The sequence below is a fragment of the Salinicoccus jeotgali genome, assembly GCF_055379195.1.
Map to the genome: position 1 here is coordinate 948,362 of NZ_AP043830.1, position 24,185 is coordinate 972,546.

Annotated in this window: 23 protein-coding genes, 1 other RNA gene and 1 other annotated feature; all 24 genes read left to right on the forward strand. The window is 47.9% G+C overall.

Features of this window, described 5'->3' with window-relative positions; translation table 11 throughout:
- The first annotated feature begins 48 nt into the window (after positions 1-48).
- The 24 genes from ACZ43I_RS04750 (at position 49) to ssrS (ending at position 24,169) form a co-directional block, all read left to right on the forward strand.
- Positions 49-1,071, forward strand: coding sequence for a methionine ABC transporter ATP-binding protein (locus ACZ43I_RS04750; RefSeq protein WP_344700995.1), 1,023 nt, complete (start codon positions 49-51; stop codon positions 1,069-1,071).
- On the forward strand, positions 1,055-1,714 hold the full coding sequence (locus ACZ43I_RS04755; protein WP_344700994.1) for a methionine ABC transporter permease: 660 nt from the start codon (positions 1,055-1,057) through the stop codon (positions 1,712-1,714). The genes ACZ43I_RS04750 and ACZ43I_RS04755 overlap by 17 nt, the downstream gene beginning before the upstream one ends.
- 1 nt (position 1,715) lies before the next feature.
- Positions 1,716-2,519 carry a MetQ/NlpA family ABC transporter substrate-binding protein gene (locus ACZ43I_RS04760; RefSeq protein ID WP_344700993.1) on the forward strand — a complete coding sequence of 268 codons (804 nt, stop codon included), beginning with the start codon at positions 1,716-1,718 and terminating at the stop codon, positions 2,517-2,519.
- Positions 2,516-3,688, forward strand: coding sequence for an aminotransferase class I/II-fold pyridoxal phosphate-dependent enzyme (locus tag ACZ43I_RS04765; RefSeq protein ID WP_344700992.1), 1,173 nt, complete (start codon positions 2,516-2,518; stop codon positions 3,686-3,688). The genes ACZ43I_RS04760 and ACZ43I_RS04765 overlap by 4 nt, the downstream gene beginning before the upstream one ends.
- Before the next feature lie 273 nt (positions 3,689-3,961).
- A complete protein-coding gene (gene mreC, locus ACZ43I_RS04770) occupies positions 3,962-4,810 on the forward strand; it encodes a rod shape-determining protein MreC (RefSeq protein ID WP_344700991.1) in 849 nt (282 codons plus the stop codon).
- A 1-nt stretch (position 4,811) separates the two neighbouring features.
- A complete protein-coding gene (gene mreD, locus ACZ43I_RS04775; protein WP_344700990.1) occupies positions 4,812-5,330 on the forward strand; it encodes a rod shape-determining protein MreD in 519 nt (172 codons plus the stop codon).
- Positions 5,331-5,372: 42 nt separating this feature from the next.
- Positions 5,373-5,446 (forward strand) — a sequence feature (ribosomal protein L21 leader region).
- Between the two features lie 14 nt (positions 5,447-5,460).
- Positions 5,461-5,769 carry a 50S ribosomal protein L21 gene (rplU, locus tag ACZ43I_RS04780; RefSeq protein ID WP_344700989.1) on the forward strand — a complete coding sequence of 103 codons (309 nt, stop codon included), beginning with the start codon at positions 5,461-5,463 and terminating at the stop codon, positions 5,767-5,769.
- Positions 5,769-6,089, forward strand: coding sequence for a ribosomal-processing cysteine protease Prp (locus ACZ43I_RS04785; RefSeq protein WP_344700988.1), 321 nt, complete (start codon positions 5,769-5,771; stop codon positions 6,087-6,089). Before rplU ends, ACZ43I_RS04785 begins: the two co-directional genes overlap by 1 nt.
- Positions 6,090-6,099: 10 nt before the next feature.
- Positions 6,100-6,384, forward strand: coding sequence for a 50S ribosomal protein L27 (gene rpmA / locus ACZ43I_RS04790; protein WP_344700987.1), 285 nt, complete (start codon positions 6,100-6,102; stop codon positions 6,382-6,384).
- Between the two features lie 92 nt (positions 6,385-6,476).
- Positions 6,477-7,757 (forward strand): GTPase ObgE, encoded by a 1,281-nt coding sequence (gene obgE / locus ACZ43I_RS04795; protein WP_344700986.1) that lies wholly within the window; start codon positions 6,477-6,479, stop codon positions 7,755-7,757.
- 10 nt (positions 7,758-7,767) lie between these two features.
- Positions 7,768-8,355 (forward strand): Holliday junction branch migration protein RuvA, encoded by a 588-nt coding sequence (ruvA, locus tag ACZ43I_RS04800; RefSeq protein ID WP_344700985.1) that lies wholly within the window; start codon positions 7,768-7,770, stop codon positions 8,353-8,355.
- 12 nt (positions 8,356-8,367) lie between these two features.
- Positions 8,368-9,387 (forward strand): Holliday junction branch migration DNA helicase RuvB, encoded by a 1,020-nt coding sequence (gene ruvB, locus ACZ43I_RS04805; protein ID WP_344700984.1) that lies wholly within the window; start codon positions 8,368-8,370, stop codon positions 9,385-9,387.
- Between the two features lie 2 nt (positions 9,388-9,389).
- A complete protein-coding gene (gene queA / locus ACZ43I_RS04810; protein ID WP_344700983.1) occupies positions 9,390-10,424 on the forward strand; it encodes a tRNA preQ1(34) S-adenosylmethionine ribosyltransferase-isomerase QueA in 1,035 nt (344 codons plus the stop codon).
- A complete protein-coding gene (tgt, locus tag ACZ43I_RS04815) occupies positions 10,425-11,570 on the forward strand; it encodes a tRNA guanosine(34) transglycosylase Tgt (RefSeq protein WP_344700982.1) in 1,146 nt (381 codons plus the stop codon).
- 18 nt (positions 11,571-11,588) lie between these two features.
- Positions 11,589-11,852: a preprotein translocase subunit YajC gene (gene yajC / locus ACZ43I_RS04820; RefSeq protein ID WP_344700981.1), complete on the forward strand. Its 264-nt coding sequence runs from the start codon at positions 11,589-11,591 to the stop codon at positions 11,850-11,852.
- Positions 11,853-11,965: 113 nt separating this feature from the next.
- The gene (secDF, locus tag ACZ43I_RS04825) at positions 11,966-14,245 is read left to right on the forward strand and encodes a protein translocase subunit SecDF (protein WP_344700980.1); all 2,280 of its coding nucleotides are present in this window, start codon (positions 11,966-11,968) and stop codon (positions 14,243-14,245) included.
- Between the two features lie 45 nt (positions 14,246-14,290).
- Positions 14,291-16,534: a single-stranded-DNA-specific exonuclease RecJ gene (recJ, locus tag ACZ43I_RS04830; protein ID WP_344700979.1), complete on the forward strand. Its 2,244-nt coding sequence runs from the start codon at positions 14,291-14,293 to the stop codon at positions 16,532-16,534.
- On the forward strand, positions 16,531-17,064 hold the full coding sequence (locus tag ACZ43I_RS04835; RefSeq protein ID WP_344700978.1) for an adenine phosphoribosyltransferase: 534 nt from the start codon (positions 16,531-16,533) through the stop codon (positions 17,062-17,064). The genes recJ and ACZ43I_RS04835 overlap by 4 nt, the downstream gene beginning before the upstream one ends.
- Positions 17,065-17,170: 106 nt before the next feature.
- Entirely contained in the window at positions 17,171-19,348 is a 2,178-nt protein-coding gene (locus ACZ43I_RS04840; RefSeq protein WP_344701060.1) for a RelA/SpoT family protein, read from the forward strand.
- 10 nt (positions 19,349-19,358) lie between these two features.
- A complete protein-coding gene (gene dtd, locus ACZ43I_RS04845) occupies positions 19,359-19,811 on the forward strand; it encodes a D-aminoacyl-tRNA deacylase (RefSeq protein ID WP_344700977.1) in 453 nt (150 codons plus the stop codon).
- Positions 19,811-20,530, forward strand: a complete 720-nt coding sequence (locus ACZ43I_RS04850) for an N-acetylmuramoyl-L-alanine amidase family protein (protein ID WP_344700976.1) — start codon at positions 19,811-19,813, stop codon at positions 20,528-20,530. The genes dtd and ACZ43I_RS04850 overlap by 1 nt, the downstream gene beginning before the upstream one ends.
- A gap of 304 nt (positions 20,531-20,834) precedes the next feature.
- Positions 20,835-22,112, forward strand: coding sequence for a histidine--tRNA ligase (gene hisS, locus ACZ43I_RS04855; protein WP_344700975.1), 1,278 nt, complete (start codon positions 20,835-20,837; stop codon positions 22,110-22,112).
- Positions 22,109-23,866, forward strand: coding sequence for an aspartate--tRNA ligase (aspS, locus tag ACZ43I_RS04860; protein ID WP_344700974.1), 1,758 nt, complete (start codon positions 22,109-22,111; stop codon positions 23,864-23,866). Before hisS ends, aspS begins: the two co-directional genes overlap by 4 nt.
- Positions 23,867-23,977: 111 nt before the next feature.
- Positions 23,978-24,169: non-coding RNA, 6S RNA (gene ssrS, locus ACZ43I_RS04865), on the forward strand.
- Positions 24,170-24,185: the final 16 nt, after the last annotated feature.

Here is a 24,185-nt window from a genome sequence, read left to right on the forward strand (position 1 = left end):
CATTTAGCAGATGGCTTTTTGTTTTTAATATAAAAAGGATGTGGTGGCGTGGCTATTGAAATTACCGATGTCTCTAAAGAATATTTCGTTAAAGGAAAAAGGATAGAAGCTCTGAAAAAGACGACGCTCTCCATTCGTGAGGGTGAGATCTTCGGTCTGATTGGCTTTAGTGGCGCAGGGAAAAGTACTCTGTTGCGCCTGATCAATTTGTTGGAACAGCCGACTACCGGCAACATCAATGTTAATGGTACGGATTTGGGCAAGTTGGCAGAGCGAGACTTGCGTGCAAAACGGCAGAAGATCGGGATGATCTTCCAGCAGTTCAATCTGATTGAAACTAAAACTGTATACCAGAACATAGAATTTGTGTTGAAGGCGAGCAGTTATGATAAGAAGAAAGTGCCGTCGCGCATTGAAGAGTTATTGTCGCTTGTGGGCTTGAGCGACAAGATGGACAGCTACCCCAAAAATTTGAGTGGGGGACAGAAGCAGCGTGTCGGCATTGCGCGGGCGCTGGCCAATGAGCCTGAAGTGCTTTTATGTGACGAAGCGACGAGCGCACTCGATCCTGATACGACAAAAACAATTTTGAAACTGCTTAAGAAGATCAATAAGGAGTTCGGGATCACCATTGTATTGATCACCCATGAGATGGAGGTCATAAAAGAGGTTGCTGACCGAGTAGGTGTGATGACGGCAGGGGAAATCGTGGAGATGGATGATGTCTACGCAGTCTTCAGCCACCCGGAGCATAAGGTGACGAAGGGGTTTGTTCAGGATATATACGATTTCACCATCCCGCCGCATATTGAACTGAATAGTGAATCTGAAGTGATCACCATCAAATTCTTGAATGAACATGCAGAAGCGAATTATGTCAATCAGCTCTACCGCCACTTTGATTGCGATATAAGCATCTTGAACGGGCGCATCGAATACATCCAGGATATGCCCCTTGGATTTCTGATGCTCCACATTAAAGGCAGACAGGAAGAAATCGCCAGACTGAAGCAATTCATCGACGACTCAAAAGGAATAGAGAGGGCTGAGATATATGGAAAGATTGATTGAAATTACACCGCTGTTATACCGGGCATTGCTCGAAACGACCCTGATGGTCTCGATATCCATATTCTTTGCGGTGCTGCTTGGACTCCCGCTCGGTATATTGCTGTATGTGACTGCGAATCCGTTGCTCTATAGGATAAAACCACTGAACCAGTTTTTAGGGGCGTTGACGAACGTGATCCGGTCGTTCCCTTTCATCATATTGATTGTAGCGATCATGCCGATTGCGACTTGGCTGACAAACAGCTCCCACGGGCCGGTATTTGCGAGCGTGGCCCTTTCCTTGGCGGCCATCCCGCTATTTGCCAGACTGGTGGAGACAAGCTTCAATGGAGTGGATAAAGGCGTGATTGAAGCAAGCATTGCCGGAGGCGCATCACTCTGGCTGATCATTACGGATGTGTTGGTCCCGGAAGCGAAGCGGGGCATCACCCAGGCGATTACGCTGACGATCATCACCATTGTCGCCTTCAGTGCCACAGCAGGGGTCGTCGGCGGGGGTGGAATCGGAGATCTTGCGATACGATACGGATATTACCGCTATGACACCGTGACGATGATTGCGACTGTCGTCATTCTGATTATAATTGTCCAACTCATCCAGATAATCGGGGACTATTTGAGCCAAAGAGAGGAGAGGAACTGATATGCGTGGGATATTGATATTCCTTGCTTCAACACTTGCAGTCATTATAGGAAGCAGCGCACTGCTCTACGAAGGGGAGGGGGAAGTGATCACCATCGGCGCTTCCACCGGCCCCTACAGTGATATGGTGAACTTTGCATTGAAACCGGCCTTGGAAGAACAGGGCTACACGGTGGAGATTGTTGAGTACACCGACTACATCCAACCGAATAATGCTTTAAATAATGGAGATCTGGATGCGAATCTTTATCAGAACAAATCGTTCATGGCTGACTTCAATAAGGAGAACGGTACGGATTTCCATAATCTCATCCAAGTGCCGACTGCACCTATGGGACTCTATTCCAGCGAGTATGATTCATTGGATGAAATAGAAAACGGCAGTGAAGTGGCGTTGCCTCTGGATCCCGTCAATTCTTCAAGGGGATTCCAGACGCTTATGGATGCTGGTCTGATTGAAGTTGCAGAAGACGCAAATCTACTTGCGATAGAAGAGAAGGATATATTAAAGAACAATAAAAATCTGGAATTCGTCTACCAGGATTCAGGGCAGCTGCCTAGAAGTGTCGATCAGATCGGATTATCGCTCGTGCCGGGGAACTTTGCGCTAGCAAGCGGAATGGATCTGGCCGATGCGCTCCAGCTTGAAGATATGAATGAGAATTACAGGAATCAGATTGTCGTAAATGCTTCAGATAAAGACAGCAAAATGGCAGAGGACCTCATCAATGCAGTTGAGTCGGAACACTTTAAACAGACGATAGACGAGCAGTTCAAAGGATTCGATAAACCAGAAGGAGAATGAAGATGAACAAACTACTCTCAAGTATTCCCGACAGCTATTTTAAGACGGCTATGGCTGGAGAGGTACCATCCGGTCCCCTCCCACTGATCAACCTCGCAGTCGGCATACCGGATGCCGAGACACCAGAACCCATTCTGAAGCGAGCGGCAGAAGCCCTTTACCAACCAGAAAATCAACGGTACGGACAATTCAGGGGGAAACAGTCATTTAAGGATGCGATCATCGATTTCTACAAGCATGAGTACGATGTGGAGTTGGATGAGGACAATATCGCACTGCTGTACGGCACCAAGAGTGCCCTAGTGCAGTTTCCGATGATGTTCATCGAGCCGGGGGAAGGGGTCTATCTGCCTAATCCAGGCTATCCAGATTATGCAGCCGGTGTTGAATTGGCGAAAGGGGTGATCTATGATCTACCGCTTCTTGCAGAAAACGAATATTTGCCGGATTACGATGCGTTAGATGACCAAGAGAAGGCCAATGCGCGGCTGTTATATTTGAATTATCCGTCGAATCCGCTCGGTGCAGTTGCGGACCGAGCATTTTTCGATCGTACGATAGCGCAGTTTAAAGGAACAGGCACCTGCGTAGTACACGATTTTGCCTATGCACCATTTTCATTTGATGGGAAACATCCCAGTATACTCCAGAGTGAAGGCAGCCTCGACTGTGCCATTGAAATTTATTCTCTGTCGAAAGGATTCAACATGTCTGGATTCCGTTCAGGTTTCGCTGTAGGAAACAAAGAAATGATTAGGGCAATCAACACTTATCAGGACCATACACAAACGGGTATGTGGGGTGTGGTGCAGGAGGCATCTATTGCGGCACTCCAACATGCTGAAGATATTCTGCCCGTACAGAAGGATACCTTCTCCACAAGGAGCCGTCTGGTTACAGGAGCGTTATTGGATATGGGTATTCCAATCAATCCGATTAAAGGGGGGATATTCGGCTGGATCCATGTGCCGGAAGGGTTTGACGGTGAGACGTTTAAGGCTTACCTGCTCCATGAATGCTCCATCCTTGTCACTCCAGGAATTCCATTCGGCTCGCGCGGAAAATACTACATCCGCATATCCCTAGCTGTAGATGACGCCGAGCTGCGGGAAGTGATTGAGCGCTTCAGAGCGATTCAAAATTTATGGAAAAATGACATTTTACATTAAATAATCTACATTATCCCCTTGAAAGCGAACAATTAAACATGTAACATAATAATTGTAATGAAAATGACATAACAGGCTATTGATGATGCTGTCATCTAAAAAGCCTTTGATAGAACATGTATACTTACTGTTCTAGATATCATATATATTATTATCTTATCTGTTATGGAGAGGCCCTAGGGCCTCTCCTTTTTATTTACATATCCTTTATCAGCAATGCTCTATTGTGGTATTCTTTTAACAGATATCATCAATCAATGGAGGCGCTCGATCGTGAACAGGCTTTTCAACCGTAATCGTATGCTGATCATACTTTTTGGCATCATTGTATTAATACTTTTAATAGGTTTCTCAATGACGGATAGGAATTCCGTCACTAAAGCGGAGCAGTTCACCGGCGATCTGACAGCAGGTTCGCAAGTCGTCATAGACGCGCCGGTCGGATTCATAGGCAACATCATCAATAAGATCTCCGCCAGTTTCAATGCTGTTGAAGAAAACGAGGAATTACATGCACAGCTTGAGATGCTGCCGCAGATGCAGGCAGACCTGGAAGGCCTTGAAGCGGAGAATGAGGAGTTGAGGGAAACTCTGGAGGTCAGTTCCAGACGCTCCTACGAAAGTGTGGATGCCCGTGTGATATCGAGGTCACCTGACCAGTGGATGGATAACTTTACCATCGATAAAGGGGAATCCGACGGCATAAAGGAAGGCATGGCGGTGATGACCACAAAAGGCTTGGTGGGGACTGTGGTCAGAGCCAACGGTAGCTCAAGCTATGTAGAGATGCTGACGACATCATCAGCCGGCAATAACCTCTCAGTTCAAGTGACCCATGAAGACGATACGGCATATGGTAATATTCGCAGGTTTGATGATGAACGCAACCTACTTGTAGTTGAGAACATTAAAAACCGCAGCGGACTCGAACGAGGCGATGAAGTCTTCACGAGCGGTCTGGTGGGAAGCCTGCCGGAAGGTCTGCTCATCGGCAAAATAGTTGAGGTCGAAAACGATGAGTATGGGTTGAGTCAAAATGCTTACGTACAGTTGAACAGTAATATGGATGACATCGATCTGGTACATGTCATCAAAAGAAATCCGGAGTCAATGGAGGAATAATATGAGAACACTTATGATTTTCCTCTGTGCCTTCCTATTCATGTATATCGACTTTACCTTTGCGGAATTCAGTCCAGCATCTATCAGTGGAGTGACGGTCTATTTTGTACCCCGCACCTTGCTTATCTTCATATTGCTGCTGTCGATCTATGCAGGATCGAGGATGGGAATATTTTTGGCGGTCGTATTCGGAGCAATGCTCGACATCTACATAGGGTCCCTCTATGGTATACACACCTTCGGGATGGTGGCGTTCGTCGTATTTATGCACACCGCCTTCCGGGTCTTCCATAGAGATTTTGTCGCCATGGCATTTGTCGTACTGCTGCTCATCTTCTTTTACGATGCATATATATATGCGATTTTTTCCATACTTGGCATAATCGATATGCCAATGTTTGATTATGCGGCCCTACGAGCGGTGCCGAGTGTGCTCATCAATGCGCTGCTCTTCTTGATTGTTTTTGTCGTGGCACGCAAAGTCTCCAGAGTCAGGAAAGAACTCCTCAAGCAGGATTGACAGCACCATCTGCTGCTGGTATAATGCAGAAGTTGGTGATAATGTAGACATCAACCGCTCAGTTGCAGGTTCAAGCGATCACTATCCACCTGCAGATGGCGTGTCTTATTTTATATTAGGAGGTGTAAGTATGTTTGCAATTATCGAAACAGGTGGTAAACAAATTAAAGTTGAAGCGGGCCAAACTATCTACGTCGAGAAGATTGACGCAGAAGCAGGTGCCACATTCACTTTTGACAAAGTACTCTTTGTAGGTGGAGATTCAGTTAAAGTTGGTGCCCCTACTGTAGAAGGCGCTACTGTAGCTGCAAAAGTTGAAAAGCACGGCCGCGGTAAAAAAATCGACGTCGTGAAATTCAAGCGCAGAAAGAATTATAAGCGTAAACAAGGTCACCGTCAGCCATATACAAAACTGACAGTTGATAAGATAGACTTCTAATGATTAATGTAGAATTCCATATAAATGATGATGGACAGGTCACTTCCTTCAATATGGAAGGCCATGCCATGTTCGGTGAGTATGGTAGTGACATCGTCTGTGCAGGTGCTTCGGCAGTTGTCTTCGGTTCTGTAAACGCCATACTCAATATGACGGATGCGAATCCCTCAATCGATATGGAGGAAGAATCCGGCTCCTTCAATTTTGAAGTGACAGACCCAGATGATGAAAAACTCCAGACTCTATTGGAAAGCATGATCATATCACTTAAAACAATAGAAGAAGAATACGGTGAAAACATCAAATTATTATTCAAGTGAGGTGAAAGCAATGCTTAAACTCAATCTGCAATTCTTCGCATCCAAAAAAGGTGTAGGTTCAACGAGGAACGGACGTGACTCCCAATCCAAACGCCTTGGTGCCAAAAGACAAGATGGCCAGCATGTAACAGGCGGCTCCATACTTTTCCGCCAGCGTGGAACTAAAATCCACCCAGGTGAGAACGTTGGACGCGGCGGAGATGATACTCTATTCGCTAAGATCGACGGCGTTGTAAAATACGAGCGTTTTGGTCGCGATAAAAAGCGCGTTTCTGTTTATACCGAAGCGAAATAATGAACGAGTGGACATCAGCAGAGCTGGTGTCCTTTTTCATTAAATGAGTGGTGTACGATATGATATAATATTTTAAGGATAGGGGTGAGACTATGTTTATAGATCAGGTTGGTATATTCATAAAAGCCGGCGATGGCGGAAATGGCCTCGTCGCGTATAGACGTGAGAAATATATTCCGATGGGCGGACCTTCAGGCGGCGACGGCGGCGATGGTGCGGACATCATATTTGAGGTCGATGAAGGACTCAGGACATTGATGGACTTCCGGTATCAGCGCCACTTTAAAGCGAAGCGCGGCGGTAACGGAATGAGTGCGAATGCCCACGGGAAAAACAGTGAGCCTATGGTACTGAAGGTGCCACCAGGTACAGTAGTCAAGAAGAAAAAAGACGGAGAAACATTAGCTGATCTGACCCAACACGGGCAAAGGGCCGTCGTCGCCAAAGGCGGACGGGGTGGCCGCGGAAATTCCCGCTTCGCCACGTCAAGGAACCAGGCACCGGACTTTGCCGAGAATGGGGAACCTGGCCAGGAATTTGATGTAGTGCTTGAGTTAAAACTACTGGCCGACGTCGGCCTCGTTGGTTTCCCGAGTGTCGGAAAATCGACCATACTCAGTGCCGTCACCAAAGCGAAACCTAAAATAGGGGATTATCCTTTCACAACCATCAAGCCGAACTTGGGCGTCGTGGAGACGGGGGACGGCAGATCATTTGTCATGGCTGATCTGCCTGGACTCATTGAAGGTGCCTCGGAAGGCACTGGGCTTGGCCATCAGTTCCTAAGGCATGTCGAGCGGACTAAAGTCATCGTTCATGTCATAGATATCAGTGAGGTTGAAGGACGGGATGCAGTAGAGGATTATGAAACAATCCGTAAAGAGATGGGCCTATATAATGAAAGCCTGCTCAAACGGCCTGAAATCATCGTGCTCAATAAAACTGACCTTGTGGAAGACGAGGGCATCTTTGAGAAGTTTGCGGAAGCAGTGGGGGAAGATAAGGAGATATATCGGATTTCGGCTGCCACCCGTGAAAATCTGGACAATATGCTCTACCGCGTTGCGGACATGCTTGAGAAAGCTTCCACGGTCGAAGAAGTCATCGAAGAGACAGATCACCGTGTCGTCTACCGGCATGAAAAAGATCCTGATGCATTTGAGATTACACGTGATGATGATGGCGCCTATGTCGTATCAGGCGATTCCATCGAGCGCATTTTCAAAATGACCGATTTCAACCGCGATGCAGCCGTAAGAAGGTTCGCAAGGCAGATGCGCACCATGGGCATCGACGATGCCCTGCGTGAGAAAGGCATCCAGACGGGCGATACAGTAAGGATCCTCCGCGGTGAATTCGAATTCGTAGAATGATGGTGATTTGATGTATCAGTATATAAAAGGCACGTTAAAAGAAGTTGCGCCACAGAATATTACAGTAGAGACTGGTGGGATCGGCTACTTGATCATGGTGCCGAACCCTTTCCGTTTTGAGAACAGGGATGGGGAAGATGTGACGGTCCATACCGAACTGATTGTGCGGGATGACAGCCACACGCTATACGGGTTTGTGACAATGGACGAAAAGGTCCTCTTCCAATCTCTGCTTCAAGTGACCGGCATCGGTCCGAAAAGTGCACTGGCGATACTTGCTGCTTCGAGTCCGGAAGAGATCATTGAAGCGGTGGAAGCCGAAGATGAGAAATATATGCAGAAATTTCCGGGGGTCGGAAAGAAGACGGCAAGCCAGATCATACTGGATCTAAAAGGCAAGCTCGGACATGTAAGCATAGTATCGCCTACACCCGAAAAAGGTGGCAACAACCACCATATCCAGGAAGCCATGCTTGCGCTTGAAGCGTTGGGCTACAGTAAGCGGGAACTCAAGCGGATTGAAAAGAACCTGAATCAGGAACATTTCGATTCAGTCGATCAGGCCGTTAAGCGAGGTTTGAAGTACTTAGTTCAATAATGGGGTGTTACTATGGACGATCGTATTTTAGATGAAGATAGGCAGAATCAGGAAGAGCAGGTGGAAATGTCACTGCGCCCTGAATTTTTAAGCCAGTATATCGGGCAGAAGACGTTGAAGGATAACCTCAAAGTCTTCATCGAGGCGGCAAAGATCAGGGGAGAGGCCCTCGACCATGTAATACTGCATGGGCCGCCGGGGCTCGGCAAGACGACGCTTTCCAATATAATCGCAAATGAGATGGGTGTAAATATACGTACAACCTCAGGTCCTGCAGTGGAACGTGCAGGGGACTTGGCTGCCATCCTGTCGAGCCTTGAAACAGGCGATGTGCTGTTCATCGATGAAATTCACCGTCTGCCGCGTGCAGTGGAGGAAATACTCTACTCGGCAATGGAGGATTTCTTCCTTGATGTCGTCATCGGTAAAGGTGAGGAAGCGAGAAGCATCCGCATCGATCTGCCACCCTTCACTCTGGTAGGGGCCACAACCCGTTTTGGCAGTCTTTCGGCGCCACTTCGGGACCGTTTCGGGGTACAGCTGCGACTCGAATATTATGATGTCGATAGCCTGATGACGATCGTAAACCGCACAGCGGAAATATTTGAAGTATCCATCGACCCCGACAGCACGGTGGAATTGGCCAGACGTTCAAGGGGCACGCCGCGTATAGCTAATCGGCTGCTGCGCCGCGTACGGGACTTTTCCATAGTCAAGGAAGAGCCATCCATCACTTTGGAAACGACTGATCATGCCCTTAAAGTGCTTGAGGTGGATCCGAGCGGCCTCGACCCGGTCGACCATAAAATTATGAACACAATCATACATACTTATGGTGGCGGACCGGTGGGGTTGGAGACGGTAGCGGTCTCCATTGGTGAGGAAGTGGTGACGCTCCTTGACGTCTATGAGCCTTATCTGATTCAGCAAGGCTTCCTAGAGCGCACTCAGCGCGGCCGCCGGGCCACCGCAAAAAGCTACGAATACTTCAAAGATGACACACAGCCAGATACATCGAGAAATGGGGAATAAGTTTGAAACTCGAAGAATTTGATTTCAACCTGCCACATGATCTGATTGCCCAGACCCCTCTGAAGGACCGGGCTTCAAGCAGACTATTGGCATTGGAGAAGAAATCAGGCACGGTCTCCGATAAGACGTTTGAAGATGTTATCGACTTCTTCAACCCGGGAGATGTACTCGTTTTAAATGATACGAAAGTACTGCCGGCAAGATTATACGGCATCAAAGAAGAGACCGGCGCAAAAATAGAAATGCTTCTGCTGAAGCCGGTCGCAGGGGGATATGAAGTGCTGGTGAAGCCAGCTAAAAAGATCAGCCCAGGTACGGTGGTAAGCTTTGGTGACGGCCTGCTCAAGGCAGTATGTACAGACTCATTCGATGAAGGTATCAAGCATGTCGAACTGAAACATGAGGGTGTGCTTGAAAATGTACTGGATGCCCTTGGAGAGATGCCTCTGCCTCCTTACATCAAGGAGACGCTTGAGGATAAAGAGCGCTATCAGACTGTGTATGCCAAACATTCAGGCTCGGCAGCCGCGCCGACTGCAGGGCTGCATTTCACCGATGCGCTGCTTGAGAAAATCAAGGCTAAAGGTGTACATATCGCCTACATCACATTGCATGTCGGTCTAGGTACATTCCGTCCCGTCAGTACAGATGTGATTGAAGACCATAAGATGCACTCGGAGTTCTATATCATGGACCATCCTACAGCGGAACTGTTGAACACGGTCAAGTCAAAAGGCGGTAAGATCATCAGTGTAGGGACGACGAGCACAAGGACATTGGAGACGATCGTCAGGGATCACGGTAAGTTCACTGAAGCCAGTGGATTCACTGATATCTTCATCTATCCCGGATTTGAATACCGGGCGATCGATGCCCTGATCACAAACTTCCATCTGCCTAAATCTTCGCTGATGATGCTGGTGAGTGCATTCAGTGATAAAGAGACGATCATGGCGGCATATCAACATGCCATCAATGAATCATACCGATTCTTCAGTTTTGGCGATGCAATGATAATATATGAGGATGAAACTTAGATGGCAATCAGATATGAACATATTAAGACATGTAAACAGACCGGAGCCCGTATAGGCAAACTCCATACACCACACGGTACTATAGACACTCCGATATTCATGCCCGTCGGTACCTTGGCGACAGTCAAATCAATGACTCCGGAGGAGCTTGCGGATATCGGCAGTCAGATCATTTTGAGCAATACTTATCATCTATGGCTGAGACCGGGGAGCGACATCATTAAAGAAGCAGGCGGTCTCCATAAATTCATGAACTGGGATAAGCCGATATTGACCGACTCCGGTGGATTCCAGGTATTCAGCCTGAGCGACAGACGCAAAATCGAAGAAGAAGGTGTCCACTTCAGGAGCCATCTGGATGGCTCCAAGCTGTTCCTGAGTCCGGAGAAGGCAATGGACATCCAGCATGACCTCGGATCGGATATCATGATGGCATTTGATGAATGTCCGCCTTTCCCAGCCGAGGAACGATATGTAAAAGATTCCATCGAGCGCACAAGCAGATGGGCTGAGAGGTGTCTTGAGCATCACAATAAAGGTGGCCATGACCGCAACCAGGCGCTATTCGGCATTGTGCAAGGCGGGGAATACAAAAACTTGCGTGAACAAAGTGCCAAAGATCTGGTCAGCATGGATTTCCCCGGATATTCCATCGGTGGATTGTCCGTTGGGGAGCCAAAACCCATTATGTATCGTGTGCTTGAGGAGACTGTGCCACTGCTGCCGGAAGACAAGCCCAGGTATCTGATGGGCGTCGGCTCTCCAGATGCCCTGATAGAAGGTGTAATCAGGGGCATCGACATGTTCGACTGCGTCCTGCCGACCCGTATTGCACGCAATGGCACAACCATGACTTCAAGAGGCAGGGTTGTCGTCAAAAACAAGAAGTTCGAGCGGGATTTCACGCCGCTTGACCCCGGCTGCGACTGTTATACATGCCGGAACTATTCAAAGGCGTACCTCAGACATCTATTCAAAGCAAATGAAATTCTAGGATTAAGGCTTACGACTTACCATAACCTTTATTTTCTGCTAAAATTGATGGAAGATGTTCGAACTGCGATTTTAAATGATCAATTAATGGACTTTAAAGAAGCATTTTTCGAATCATATGGATTGAATGTTGAAAATCCAAAAAATTTCTAAAGAGGAGAAGATTTTTAAATGGAGTTTTTCATGGCCATTCTGCCGTTCCTGGTATTAATTCTGGTAATGTATTTCCTGATGATCCGTCCGGCACAGAAGAAACAAAAAGCAGTGCAAGATATGCAGGCAAATATGCAAAAAGGTGATGATATCATCACTATCGGAGGCATCCACGGAACGGTTGAGTCATTCGATCAAAAACATATGTACATCCGCACCGATGATGTAAATGGTGCCATCCTTAAATTTGAACGTGTTGCACTTAAGGAAATTGTCAAGTAGTATGATAAGCTGGCTCGGTGAGCCAGCTTTTTTTAATTTTAATTTTTAATTTAAGCTCCCAAGCGTTATAATTGAAATATTGATGATTCATAAAATAATCGAGGTGTGTCCTATTGAAAACTAAGAAAAACAGGATAATATCTGCAATTATCCTTGCAATAATATTATTGACGACAGTGGGGCTGACTGCTAAAGATCTGGGCAAAAATGTCAATCTCGGCCTGGATCTTCAGGGTGGTTTCGAGGTGCTCTATCAAGTTGAACCACTGCATGAAGGAGACGAGATCGATGAAGCTGCAATGAGCAGCACCGCACAGACGCTCGATTCGCGCGTCAACGTACTTGGTGTCTCTGAACCGAATATCCAGGTTGAAGACGGCAACAGGATCCGCGTACAGCTGGCGGGTGTGGAAGATCAGACGGAGGCCCGTGAACTGCTCAGTACACAGGCTGAACTGACGATCAGAAACGTCGATGATGAAGTCCTCCTTGATGGTTCGGATCTTGTACAGGGCGGCGCCAGTCAAAGCTTTGATGAAATGAACCAACCGATGGTCTCGCTTCAGCTGAAAGACCCCGAAAAATTCAGGGACATCACTGAAGAGATCTCGAATCGCCCTCCAGGTGAGAATCTGATGGTAATCTGGATGGATTTTGAAGAGGGTGAGGATAGCTTTAAAGAAGAAGTAACAAAAGAAGACCCCAAATTCATCTCTGCACCAAGTGTGGAGCAGGCCTTGAACACATCCGACGTTATGATTTCGGGTGGATTCTCCGGCCAGGAGGGATTGGAGCGTGCCCAGAATATTGCGGCACTGCTCAATGCAGGCTCGTTGCCTGTTGACCTGAAGGAAATCTATTCGACTTCGGTAGGTGCCCAGTTCGGTGAACAGGCACTCGACGAGACCGTAACGGCGGGACTGATCGGGGCGCTGATTGTCTTCCTCTATATGATTGCGTTCTACAGGCTCCCTGGGATCATCGCCGCTGTCACGTTGACGGTCTATATCTATCTTACGGTGCTCGGCTTCAATATAATCGGTGGGGTGCTCACCCTACCGGGTATCGCCGCCCTGATCCTTGGGGTCGGGATGGCAGTCGATGCGAACATCATCATGTATGAACGCATGAAGGATGAACTGCGGATCGGCCGTAACATCAAACAAGCCTATAAGAAGGCATCCCAGGCGTCGCTTTGGACGATTATAGATGCCAACATCACTACATTGGTCGCCGGCATAGTGCTCTTCATATTCGGTACGAGCAGCGTCAAAGGGTTTGCGACCATGTTGCTTCTATCGATACTGATGAGTTTCATCACCGCCGTCTTCCTGACGCGCATACTGTTGTCACTGCTCGTCAAATCGAATTTCTTCAACAAGCGCCTGACATGGTTCGGGGTCAAGGAAGCGGACCGCTTCAGCTTGAACGAAGGCAAGGATATCGAACATCTGACGACACCTTGGGACAAGTTTGATTTTGTCGGCCATGCGAAGAAGTTCTTTACATTCAGTCTAGTGACCATACTCGCCGGCCTTCTCATCCTGTCCATCTTCAAATTGAATTTGGGTATAGACTTCACAAGCGGCACACGGGCGGATATCCAAACGTCGGAAGAGGCTACTGTAGAAGAGGTGGAGACAGAGCTTGAAGATATCGGCCTCGCCCCTGACAGCATCACCACTTCTGGTGAAGATATGGTGGTTGTCCGCTATACCAAAAACCTGGATCAGGAAGAAGTCACCACGATGCAGAATACATTCGATGAATTATACGGGTACGAGCCAGCGGTCAGTACGGTCAGCCCAATAGTCGGGCAGGAGTTGGCGAAGAATGCAATGATCGCATTGGCCATCGCTTCAATAGGCATCATCATCTATGCCTCGATCCGCTTCGAATGGCGCATGGCGCTGCCGAGTGTGCTGGCACTCATCCATGATGCATTCATCATGATCGCCATCTTCTCCATCTTCAGGATTGAAGTGGACATTACATTCATTGCAGCGGTCCTGACGATCGTTGGTTATTCGATCAACGATACCATCGTGACATTCGACAGGGTGAGGGAGAACTTGCGTAAATATAAAGTCATCAATAATGAAAAAGAAATTGATGCAATCATCAACCGTTCCCTGAAGCAGACACTGACCCGCTCGGTCAATACTGTATTCACAGTTGTCATTGTCGTATTATTCCTGATCATTTTCGGCAGCAGTGCAATCTTCAACTTCTCACTCGCTTTGCTGATTGGTCTGATCAGCGGCATTTATTCCTCGCTGTTCATCGCCCTCCAGTTATGGGGCATATTGAAGAAACGTCAGTTCAGAAAGACTGATGGCAGTTTGACGGTTTATGAAGAGAAGAAAAAGAACGACGAAAAAATATTGGTATAAGAGAACGCCCGGGAGTCCCCGGGCGTTTTATAAAGGGAGGATCACATGTATCAGTCGAAGTTTGAATGGAGAGTTCGCAAAGGGACAGAGGAGATACCCGAATCTTTAATCGGTGCTTTCAAATTGAATATGCTTGAACAGACCATCCTCGAAAACAGAGGATATACGACAGAGGAAGATTTGATGAAAATCTATAATCCCACAACCTATGACGCCTCTTTGGTACACGACATGGACAAGGCGGTGGGTCGGATTAATGTTGCTGTTGAGCATGGGGAACGCATACTCGTCTATGGTGACTTTGATGCGGATGGCATCACCAGCACCGTCCTGCTGCTTAAAGCATTGAGGCGAAAAGGGGCTGACGCCGGATATTTCATACCCAACCGCATAGAAGATGGTTACGGACCGAACCGGGAAGTGTTCGAGGAGATCGTCATCGGCCAGTACGACCTTGTCATCACTGTAGACAATGGCATTTCAGGTAAAGAGGAACTGGCGTTCCTCAATGACCACGGCATAGATACAATCGTCGTCGACCACCACACTTTCGGTGAATCGGTACCGGAGACGGTGATCATCCACCCGGACCACCCTGACGGTTCATATCCCTTCAAAAGTCTGGCAGGCGTCGGCATCACATACAAATTGGTACAGGCTCTGGGCGCCGCCGCGCAGGACGATCTTGCACTTGTTGCAATCGGCACTGTAGCTGATCTTGTGCCCATGATAGACGAGAACAAGAAGCTGGTGATGGAAGGGTTGGAAATATTGAATAACGAACCTTCCACAGGGATTCATACCTTACTGCGTGCGGCCGGTCATGAAGGCGGGGTCGATGAGGAAACCATAGCGTTTACGGTTGCCCCCCGTCTGAATGCCACCGGTCGGCTTGGAGAAGCTGAAATCGCCGTGGAACTGTTGCTCGAGGATGAGAGGCATGCAGCATATGAAATGGCTATGACGATCGAGAACATGAATGCCGAACGTAAGCAGCTGGTCATCGATATTTTCGGGGAGGCTGTAGAGCAGATCAGGACAGAGAACCAGATCAATATCGCATATGCCGACGGCTGGCATCCCGGGGTGCTCGGCATAGTCGCCTCGAGGATAGTGGAAGAGTTCGGCAAGCCCGCCATTGTACTGACCCGGGATGGGGACAGTTACCGTGGTTCCGGCCGCTCGATTGAAGGGCTTGACCTGCATGACATAATCACCCGGCAATCGACGCACTATACCCATTTTGGGGGACACGCCCAAGCGCTTGGCATCGAGGTGGCGGCAGAAGACATTGACGCATTCAAAATAGAGCTGGAAGAATACTTCGCAAGCCTCGGACTTGATCTGAAGCCGGTGAAATACATCGATTACCAGGTGGATGGGACCAACATGACCATGCAGGGATTCGAGCGTTTCGAGCGCCTCAAACCATTCGGCCAATCATTTCAATCGCCTGTTTTCCTGCTCCAAAATGATACGATAGGGCAAATACGGCAAGTGGGTAAAGATAAGAGCCATATCAAACTGACGATGCCCCGGGTCGGCATGGATGTCATCGGTTTCGGGTTTGGGCACCTCATCAATGAAGTGTCACAGAATGATGTCATCAGCTTGATTGGGACGGTCAACATCAACGAGTTCAATCAAAAACGCAGTCTGCAGCTGATGCTTCAGGACGCCAATGTGGATAATGTCCAACTGATCGATATGAGGAGTCGGTCCGATCAGCGGTTCGACATGATATCAAAGAATGACGTTTTCGTCATCGCCAAAGGTAAGGAGCGGCTCGGTGACAATTACTACGAATACGGGGAAGATCTGCCGTTCACTTCAGGGACTGTAGTACTGAGGGATCTGCCTGATGACCTTCTGGATCTTGCGTATTCACTGAATGGTATCCATGCATCTAAAATAATCTCGATATTCAACAGCCGTGAAGAACTCTTTTTTTCCGGGATTCCCTCACAAGCGGATGTCAACGCCCTGCAACAGCTGGTGTCGGGCGCTGACGATGGCACAATCAACCTCGCTAAACATGCGCCTGCACTTGCTGGGCGTCTTGGGGTAAAAATGAATTTCCTCAAAATGATGGTTGATATTATGGTGGATTTGGACATGATTACGTTAAAAGATGGTATAATATATAAGCAAAAGGATGATTCAGACCGTAAAATTGAAGAATCTTTGCTTTTCAATGAACTGAGGAAGCGGCTTGAGGCAGAAAAAATGTTGAAGATGTCTTCCTCCTCTGAGCTGAAAAACTATCTCAGGACATTAATTTCGAAGTGAGTGGGGTAAAAAATGGATTTAAAAAATATGTTTCAGAAGTACAGGATTGGCCTAAAAAAGGCGTCAGTTTCAAAGACATCACGACTATAATGGACGATGGCAAGGCATATGGCTATGCAACAGACCAGATTGTCGAATATGCCAAGGAAAAACAAGTGGATATCATCGTCGGTCCAGAAGCACGGGGATTCATCATCGGGTGTCCTGTGGCATACAGCATGGGCATCGGATTTGCTCCTGTCAGAAAAGAAGGGAAGCTGCCGAGGGAAGTCATCAAGTATGAATATGATCTGGAATACGGCTCGAACATCCTGACTATGCACAGGGACGCAATCTCTCCCGGACAGCGCGTACTCATCACCGATGATCTTCTCGCTACCGGTGGGACGATTGAAGGGGCGATCCATCTGGTTGAGAAGCTCGGGGGCATCGTCGTCGGCATTGCCTTCCTTATAGAGCTTGAATATCTGGAAGGCAAGAAGCGTCTTGAGGGGTATGACACACTCTCTCTGATCACTTATGCACAATAGCACGCCATAAAGTCTGTGAAAACAGGCTTTTTTTCTACATTCATTTATTTGAAATGGATTTTATAGTATGATGATTCTAATCAGTGTAATGGGAAGCGGTGAGGACATGAACAAGGAATATCCCTATAGTGCGGATCAGGTGATACAAATGTGCAGCGCCTATATGAATGAGAAGGACATGGGCATGATAGAGAAGGCGTATAAACTTGCACATGAAGCGCACGAAGGACAATACAGGAAAAGCGGAGAGCCTTACATACTGCACCCGGTACAAGTTGCGGGGATCCTCGCAGAGCTGAAGCTTGACGGTCCCACCATCATCGCGGGATTCCTCCATGACGTTGTGGAAGATACACCCTATACTTTTGAAGATCTTGTGGGTATGTTCAACGAAGAAGTTGCAGTGATAGTGGACGGTGTAACGAAACTTGAAAAGGTCAAATACAAGTCCAAGCAAGAAGAGCAGGCGGAGAACCATAGAAAGCTCTTTATCGCCATCGCCAAGGATATCCGCGTCATCCTCGTGAAGCTCGCAGACCGGCTGCATAATATGAGGACGCTAAAAGCAATGCCTGAAGCCAAGCAGATAAGGACTTCACAGGAAACGCTTGAAATCTATGCGCCGCTTGCGCACAGGCTCGGTATTTCAAGCATCAAGTGGGAGCTTGAGGATATCGCGCTCAGATATATAGAGCCACAGCAGTATTTCAAGATTGTGAGCTTGATGAAAAAACGACGCAGTGAGCGTGAAGTGGTCATCAATGATGCGATGGAACGCATCGAGGAAGAGATGGCCAATACAAAAATAAAAGGACAATTATCAGGACGGCCGAAACATATATACAGCATCTACAGAAAAATGAAGAAGGACCATAAGCAGTTTGACCAGATATTCGATCTGCTTGCCATCCGGGTGCTGGTGGATAACATTAAGGACTGTTATGCGGTGCTCGGTGTCATCCACACGATATGGAAACCAATGCCAGGCCGCTTCAAGGATTATATCGCCATGCCCAAACCGAACATGTATCAGTCCCTCCACACCACAGTAGTCGGTCCGAACGGAGATCCTCTGGAAATCCAGATCCGGACATATGAGATGCATGATATAGCGGAACACGGGGTGGCAGCCCATTGGGCTTACAAGGAAGGGAAGGAACTCAAGGAAGAACCTTCACGCGACAAGCGCCTCCACTGGTTCCAGGATCTTATAGACCAGGAGACATCTTCACCGGATGCAGAAGAATTCATGGAAGCATTGAAGACGGACCTGCTAAGCGATAAAGTGTATGTCTTCACACCGAATGGAGACGTGGTCGAGCTGCCGAAAGGGGCAATCCCAATCGATTTTGCCTACCAGGTCCATACAGAAGTGGGCAACAAGATGATCGGGGCGAAAGTGAACGGCAAGATCGTCCCGATCGACTATGAGTTATCGACGGGTGAGATCGTCGAAATAAGGACCAGCAAGCAATCCTACGGTCCGAGCCTGGACTGGCTGAAGCTCGTCAAATCATCAAGCTCCAAAAATAAGATACGCGCCTTCTTCAAAAAGCAGGATAGGGCGAGCAATATAGAAAAAGGACGTTTTGCGGTCGAGCATGAAATAAAGAACCGCGAATACAAACCTGATAATATCTTGAAGCCGCAACATATGGAACCTGTCCTTGAACGCTATAACTTAAATAGTGAGGATGATCTGTTTGCGATGGTCGGCTTTGGTGGCATAACAGCCCAGCAGGTGACAAACAGATTGATGGAGAAATTCAAAGTCACTGAAGAGAAATCGAATGTGGTGGAAGAGATCGACAGGACCCATCACTATAAGGAGATTTCAACGGAGTCCGGCGTCTATGTACAAGGCATGGATAATATGCTCATCAACCTCTCCAAATGCTGTAACCCTATACCGGGCGATGAGATAATCGGTTTCATCACGAAAGGTCATGGTGTGAAGGTCCACGTAACAAGCTGTCCGAACATCAGAAATGAGACCGAACGGCTCATAGATGTGGAGTGGGTGAAGAATAAGGATAAGGACCGTAAATATCAGGCTGACCTGGAAATAACAGGGTATGACAGGCAGGGGCTCGTCAACGAAGTGCTCAATATGATTGCCGGTACGAAATTCCCGATCACCCGGGTGAACGGACGGGCTGATATCGATAATCATGCCAAAATAAGTTTGTCGGTGATGGTCCATAATGTCACAGACTTGTATCGGATCGTCGACAAGATTAAACAGCTGCCTGACATCTACAGTGTAGAACGGGTATTTAAATGAGGTGGAATTAATGAGGGTCTTATTGCAGAGGGTGTCGAGTGCGACAGTGATAAGCAATGAATTTTACAATGAAATCAAAAAAGGATATTGCCTGCTGGTCGGCGTCTCCAAAGATTCGACGGAGGCGGATGCGAGGAAACTCGCTGAGAAGATTGCCGCCAGCCGGAATTTTGAAGATAGGGATGGGAAGATTAACCTCTCCATCAAAGATGTGGATGGGGAAATCCTCAGCATCTCCCAATTTACGCTCTACGCCGATGTGAAAAAAGGTAACCGTCCAAGCTTTACCGATTCAGCCGGCAAGGAGCAGGCCAAACATCTCTATGACGTCTTCAATTCCCATCTGAAGGACCAGGGCCTGACGGTGAAAGAAGGGTTCTTTGGTGAAATGATGAATGTACAGATCAACAACGAAGGGCCGATCACCTTCATGTATGAAGCGGAAAATGGAAAAATATTGTGATGGAATGGATGAAAAGGCTTCTCGTCAACACATTTGGTGCAGTCACCTTTTTCATCAAGTACAAAAAACATGTCTATATGATTCCTGTGGCTTTTCTGTTGGCCGCTTCCCTGATAGTCTTCATCACCGCCGCAACCGGTCACCTGTTCAAGGCTTCAGGCAACGAGGCGCCAATTGACCTGCAGCCGCGTGAATATGATATTTCAGGCACGACTATAGTGCTCGACCCGGGCCATGGTGGCAAAGATCCGGGGGCGACGAGTGCCTCGGGCATTACAGAGGATGAAATCGTCTACAGACTGGCTGGGCAGTTGAAGGAAGAACTGGAAAGGCACGGTGCAGAAGTGCTGCTCACAAGGGAGCAGGACACCTTCGCGTCGCTTGATGCCAGGAAAGTTGAAGGCGACCTGTTCATCAGCCTGCACAGCGATGCCATGGATGATCCGAGCGTCACCGGATTCACCACATATTATACGTATCCACATCAAAAGAAATTTGCCGAAACGCTGAACAATGCACTGGATACCCGCTCCTATTTCAGGAACCGCGGGGTCCACAGCATGAACTATCAGGTGACATGGCAACTGGATTATCCCGCGGTCCTTGTTGAACTTGGCTATTTGAGCAATGAATTGGATGATCGCATCCTTCTGACTTCGCATTATCAGGAACTGATGGTGCAGGGCCTTACCGACGGAATCGTAGAGTACTTGAAATGAATGCTTGACTTCATCGGCTTTAAGCCATAATATTAATATACTATATAAATGAAAAACTGTTCTTTGATCCAAAGAGGGGGATAGGGTGATGTCCAGAGAGGTCTGTCGAGGCTGAAAACAGACTCATCATCCGTATCCATGAACCGACACTTTGGTAGAACCCCGTGCGCCGGGCGGTGGCAGCCGTTAATATGCCAGAGGGCCTTTTATCGGCTGAATCAGGGTGGCAACGCGAGTAATCGCCCCTTATATCCAATTGGATATAAGGGGCTTTTTTTAATTTTCGGAAATGGAGTGGTTTATAATGATACAAATACCTAGAGGTACGCAGGATATCCTTCCTAAAGACACCTATAAATGGCAGTTCATCGAAGCACGTCTCCATCAGATCGCGCAGGATTACAACTACAGCGAAATCCGCACACCGGTTTTTGAATCGACTGAGCTGTTCGTCAGAGGAGTCGGTGGCTCCACTGATATCGTCAATAAGGAAATGTATACTTTCCAGGACAAGGGCGACCGCAGCATGACTTTGAAGCCTGAAGGGACCGCACCTGTCGTCAGAAGCTATATAGAAAACAAGATGCAGCATGATGTGAATCAGCCCGTCAAGGTCTATTACCTTGCGCCGATGTTCCGCTATGAAAGGAAGCAGAAGGGGCGCTACCGCCAATTTGTGCAGTTCGGTATAGAAGCGATCGGCGTAGAAGACCCGCTTATCGATGTGGAAGTCATCAGCATGCTGATGCAGATCTACAAGTCTTTCGGCCTTTCGAATCTGAAGCTCTACATCAATTCGATCGGTGACCAGGACAGTCGTTCCGCCTATAATGAAGCATTGGTGGCACACTTCAAACCATCCATCGGGGAGTTCTGTTCAGATTGCCAATCCCGGATCGATACGAACCCGATGCGCATCCTTGACTGCAAGAAGGATCGTGACCACCCACTCGTTAAACAGGCGCCAAGAATCTACGATTACTTGAATGAAGAATCAAAGGAATATTTCGAACAGGTCAAGCGCAACCTCGATGCACTCGGCATCGGCTATGAAATCGACTATAACCTGGTCAGGGGCCTCGATTATTATACGCACACGGCATTTGAGCTGATGAGCGATGCAGAAGGATTTGGCGCAATCACCACACTATGTGGCGGAGGGCGCTATAATGGTCTGCTGGAATTGCTGGACGGTCCGACTGAAACGGGTATCGGTTTTGCGCTCAGCATCGAGCGTCTGATTATGGCATTGGAGGCTGAAGGCATTGAAATTCCAAAGCCCCAAGGTATCGACCTCTACATCTGCACGCTGGATGGTGCATCAAGAACCGCAGCAAGCCGGCTCATCCATCAGCTGCGCGCTGAAGGCATCAGTTCGGATATGGATTATAAGAACAGGAAGTTGAAGGCCCAGATGAAGGATGCCGACCGTAAAGGCGCCAAGCATACCATCGTAATAGGCGAAGAAGAAAGGGAGACGAATGTAGCCGAGCTGAAGAATATGGCGGACGGCAGCACGAAGCAAGTCAAACTTGATGACATAAAAGCACTTGCTGAACTAATCGAGGAGGTAGAATCATGAGGAGACATACAGCGGAAATCACAGAAAAGATGACTGGAGAACGGGTGAACCTAAAAGGATGGGTACAGAAAAGACGCGATTTGGGCGGTCTGATATTCATCGATCTGAGGGACCGTAAAGGTGTGATTCAAGTGGTCTTCAACCCGGAAGTATCCGAGTCGGCATTGAATATTGCCGACCGCATCCGTACGGAATATGTCATCGCCGTTTCCGGCAAAGTGCATGAGCGAGATGAGTCACAATGGAACGACAATATCCCGACAGGGCGTATCGAAGTGTTTGCAGATGAAGTGGAAGTGCTGTCAAAATCAGAGACACCGCCATTCCAGATCACCGATGATACGACGAACGAGGACCTCAGGTTGAAATACAGATACCTGGAATTACGGAAGCCGAAGCTGCAGAGCATATTGAAGCTCAGACACTCATTGAACCGCAGTGTCAGGAATTTCCTGGACAATGAGGATTTCATCGACATCGAGACGCCGGTACTCTCCAAGTCTACGCCAGAGGGCGCGCGCGACTATCTGGTGCCTTCCAGGATCCACGAAGGGGAATTCTATGCATTGCCCCAATCCCCACAGATCTATAAGCAGCTTCTTATGCTGTCCGGCATGGAACGCTACTATCAGATCGTCAAATGTTTCCGCGACGAAGATTTGAGGGCCGACCGCCAACCGGAATTTACACAGATTGATATTGAAACTTCATTCATGGACCAGGAGCAGATCATGGATCTGAATGAGAGAATGATTGCCCACGTCATGAAGGATGTTAAGGGTATGGATATCACACTGCCATTCCCGAGGATGACCTACAATGAGGCGATGGCTGAATACGGTGTGGATAAACCAGATACACGATTCGGCATGAAGTTGAATGACTTGAGCGCATTCAGCAGCAAATCCGAATTTAAAGTATTCCGTTCTGCAGTCGATAACGGCGGACTTGTCAAAGCGATTGTCGTGAAGGATGCGGCCGATAAGTTTTCGAGGAAAGACATCGACAAGCTCGAAGCGTTCGTCAAAAATTATGGCGCTAAAGGATTGGCTTGGCTGAAGGTGAATGAGGGCGCCTTGAATGGTCCGGTTGCCAAGTTCTTCGATGAAGGGGAGCAGTCGGAACTCTCAAGCACGCTTTCCCTGGTCGACAATGACCTTATCCTATTCGTGGCGGACTCTGCAAAAGTCGTCAACGCCGCACTCGGCAACTTGCGTAACAAGCTTGCCCGGGATCTGGAGCTGATACCGGCGGATCAGTTTAATTTCGTATGGGTGACCGACTGGCCGTTGCTTGAATATGATGACGAGGAAGACCGTTATTTCGCGGCCCACCATCCGTTCACTTCGCCAAGGCAAGAGGATATAGACAAATTGGAGGATCATCCGGAAGATGTGAAGGCGAATGCCTATGACATCGTATTGAATGGCTATGAACTCGGCGGTGGTTCGATCCGCATCCATGATGCCGAACTTCAGAAGAAGATGTTCAAAGCACTCGGTTTCACCGAAGAGGAACGCGATGAGCAGTTCGGCTTCCTTCTTGAAGCGTTCAAATACGGCGCACCTCCGCACGGTGGAATCGCATATGGTCTGGACCGGTTCGTGATGCTACTGGCGGGTACAGACAACATTCGTGACGTCATCGCCTTCCCTAAGACGGCAAGTGCCGGTGACCTGATGATGAATGCACCTTCACATGTCGATCCAAGACAATTAGATGAGCTGCATATTTCTGTAAACACGGAAGAATAGAAAAATACCGGCAGGCTTCAGCCTGCCGGTGGGTTGGGGAAGGTCAACCAGAGAAAACGTATTCATTTTCCTTTCTTTTTTTCGAGGCATGTGCTATTATGTATTCAAGAGGAATATCTGAGAAGTTCGTGATGTGTTGAATTATATTTTGACCTAACACTTTTATAAACGGGAGCTTGATAGGTTTTCCTATGAAAAACATGCCTGTCCGACAGGACGTTTGGAGTAGGAAACTGGGCACCCACCTGCAATTAGCAGGCCAAAATAATCAACAATAACACACGGCTTATGCTCGGATATTCCAAATAAGTACCGAATT

Excerpts from the sequence above, each read along its gene's own strand:
- tgt (WP_344700982.1), top strand. The coding sequence starts at position 10,425 with ATGGCAATCAGATATGAACATATTAAGACATGTAAACAGACCGGAGCC.
- recJ (WP_344700979.1), top strand. The coding sequence starts at position 14,291 with ATGTATCAGTCGAAGTTTGAATGGAGAGTTCGCAAAGGGACAGAGGAG.
- aspS (WP_344700974.1), top strand. The coding sequence starts at position 22,109 with ATGAGGAGACATACAGCGGAAATCACAGAAAAGATGACTGGAGAACGG.
- ACZ43I_RS04840 (WP_344701060.1), top strand. The coding sequence starts at position 17,171 with ATGAACAAGGAATATCCCTATAGTGCGGATCAGGTGATACAAATGTGC.
- dtd (WP_344700977.1), top strand. The coding sequence starts at position 19,359 with ATGAGGGTCTTATTGCAGAGGGTGTCGAGTGCGACAGTGATAAGCAAT.
- ruvA (WP_344700985.1), top strand. The coding sequence starts at position 7,768 with ATGTATCAGTATATAAAAGGCACGTTAAAAGAAGTTGCGCCACAGAAT.
- ACZ43I_RS04765 (WP_344700992.1), top strand. The coding sequence starts at position 2,516 with ATGAAGATGAACAAACTACTCTCAAGTATTCCCGACAGCTATTTTAAG.
- ruvB (WP_344700984.1), top strand. The coding sequence starts at position 8,368 with ATGGACGATCGTATTTTAGATGAAGATAGGCAGAATCAGGAAGAGCAG.
- ACZ43I_RS04755 (WP_344700994.1), top strand. The coding sequence starts at position 1,055 with ATGGAAAGATTGATTGAAATTACACCGCTGTTATACCGGGCATTGCTC.
- ACZ43I_RS04785 (WP_344700988.1), top strand. The coding sequence starts at position 5,769 with ATGATTAATGTAGAATTCCATATAAATGATGATGGACAGGTCACTTCC.
- obgE (WP_344700986.1), top strand. The coding sequence starts at position 6,477 with ATGTTTATAGATCAGGTTGGTATATTCATAAAAGCCGGCGATGGCGGA.
- yajC (WP_344700981.1), top strand. The coding sequence starts at position 11,589 with ATGGAGTTTTTCATGGCCATTCTGCCGTTCCTGGTATTAATTCTGGTA.
- ACZ43I_RS04850 (WP_344700976.1), top strand. The coding sequence starts at position 19,811 with ATGGAATGGATGAAAAGGCTTCTCGTCAACACATTTGGTGCAGTCACC.
- hisS (WP_344700975.1), top strand. The coding sequence starts at position 20,835 with ATGATACAAATACCTAGAGGTACGCAGGATATCCTTCCTAAAGACACC.
- mreD (WP_344700990.1), top strand. The coding sequence starts at position 4,812 with ATGAGAACACTTATGATTTTCCTCTGTGCCTTCCTATTCATGTATATC.
- rpmA (WP_344700987.1), top strand. The coding sequence starts at position 6,100 with ATGCTTAAACTCAATCTGCAATTCTTCGCATCCAAAAAAGGTGTAGGT.
- ACZ43I_RS04760 (WP_344700993.1), top strand. The coding sequence starts at position 1,716 with ATGCGTGGGATATTGATATTCCTTGCTTCAACACTTGCAGTCATTATA.
- rplU (WP_344700989.1), top strand. The coding sequence starts at position 5,461 with ATGTTTGCAATTATCGAAACAGGTGGTAAACAAATTAAAGTTGAAGCG.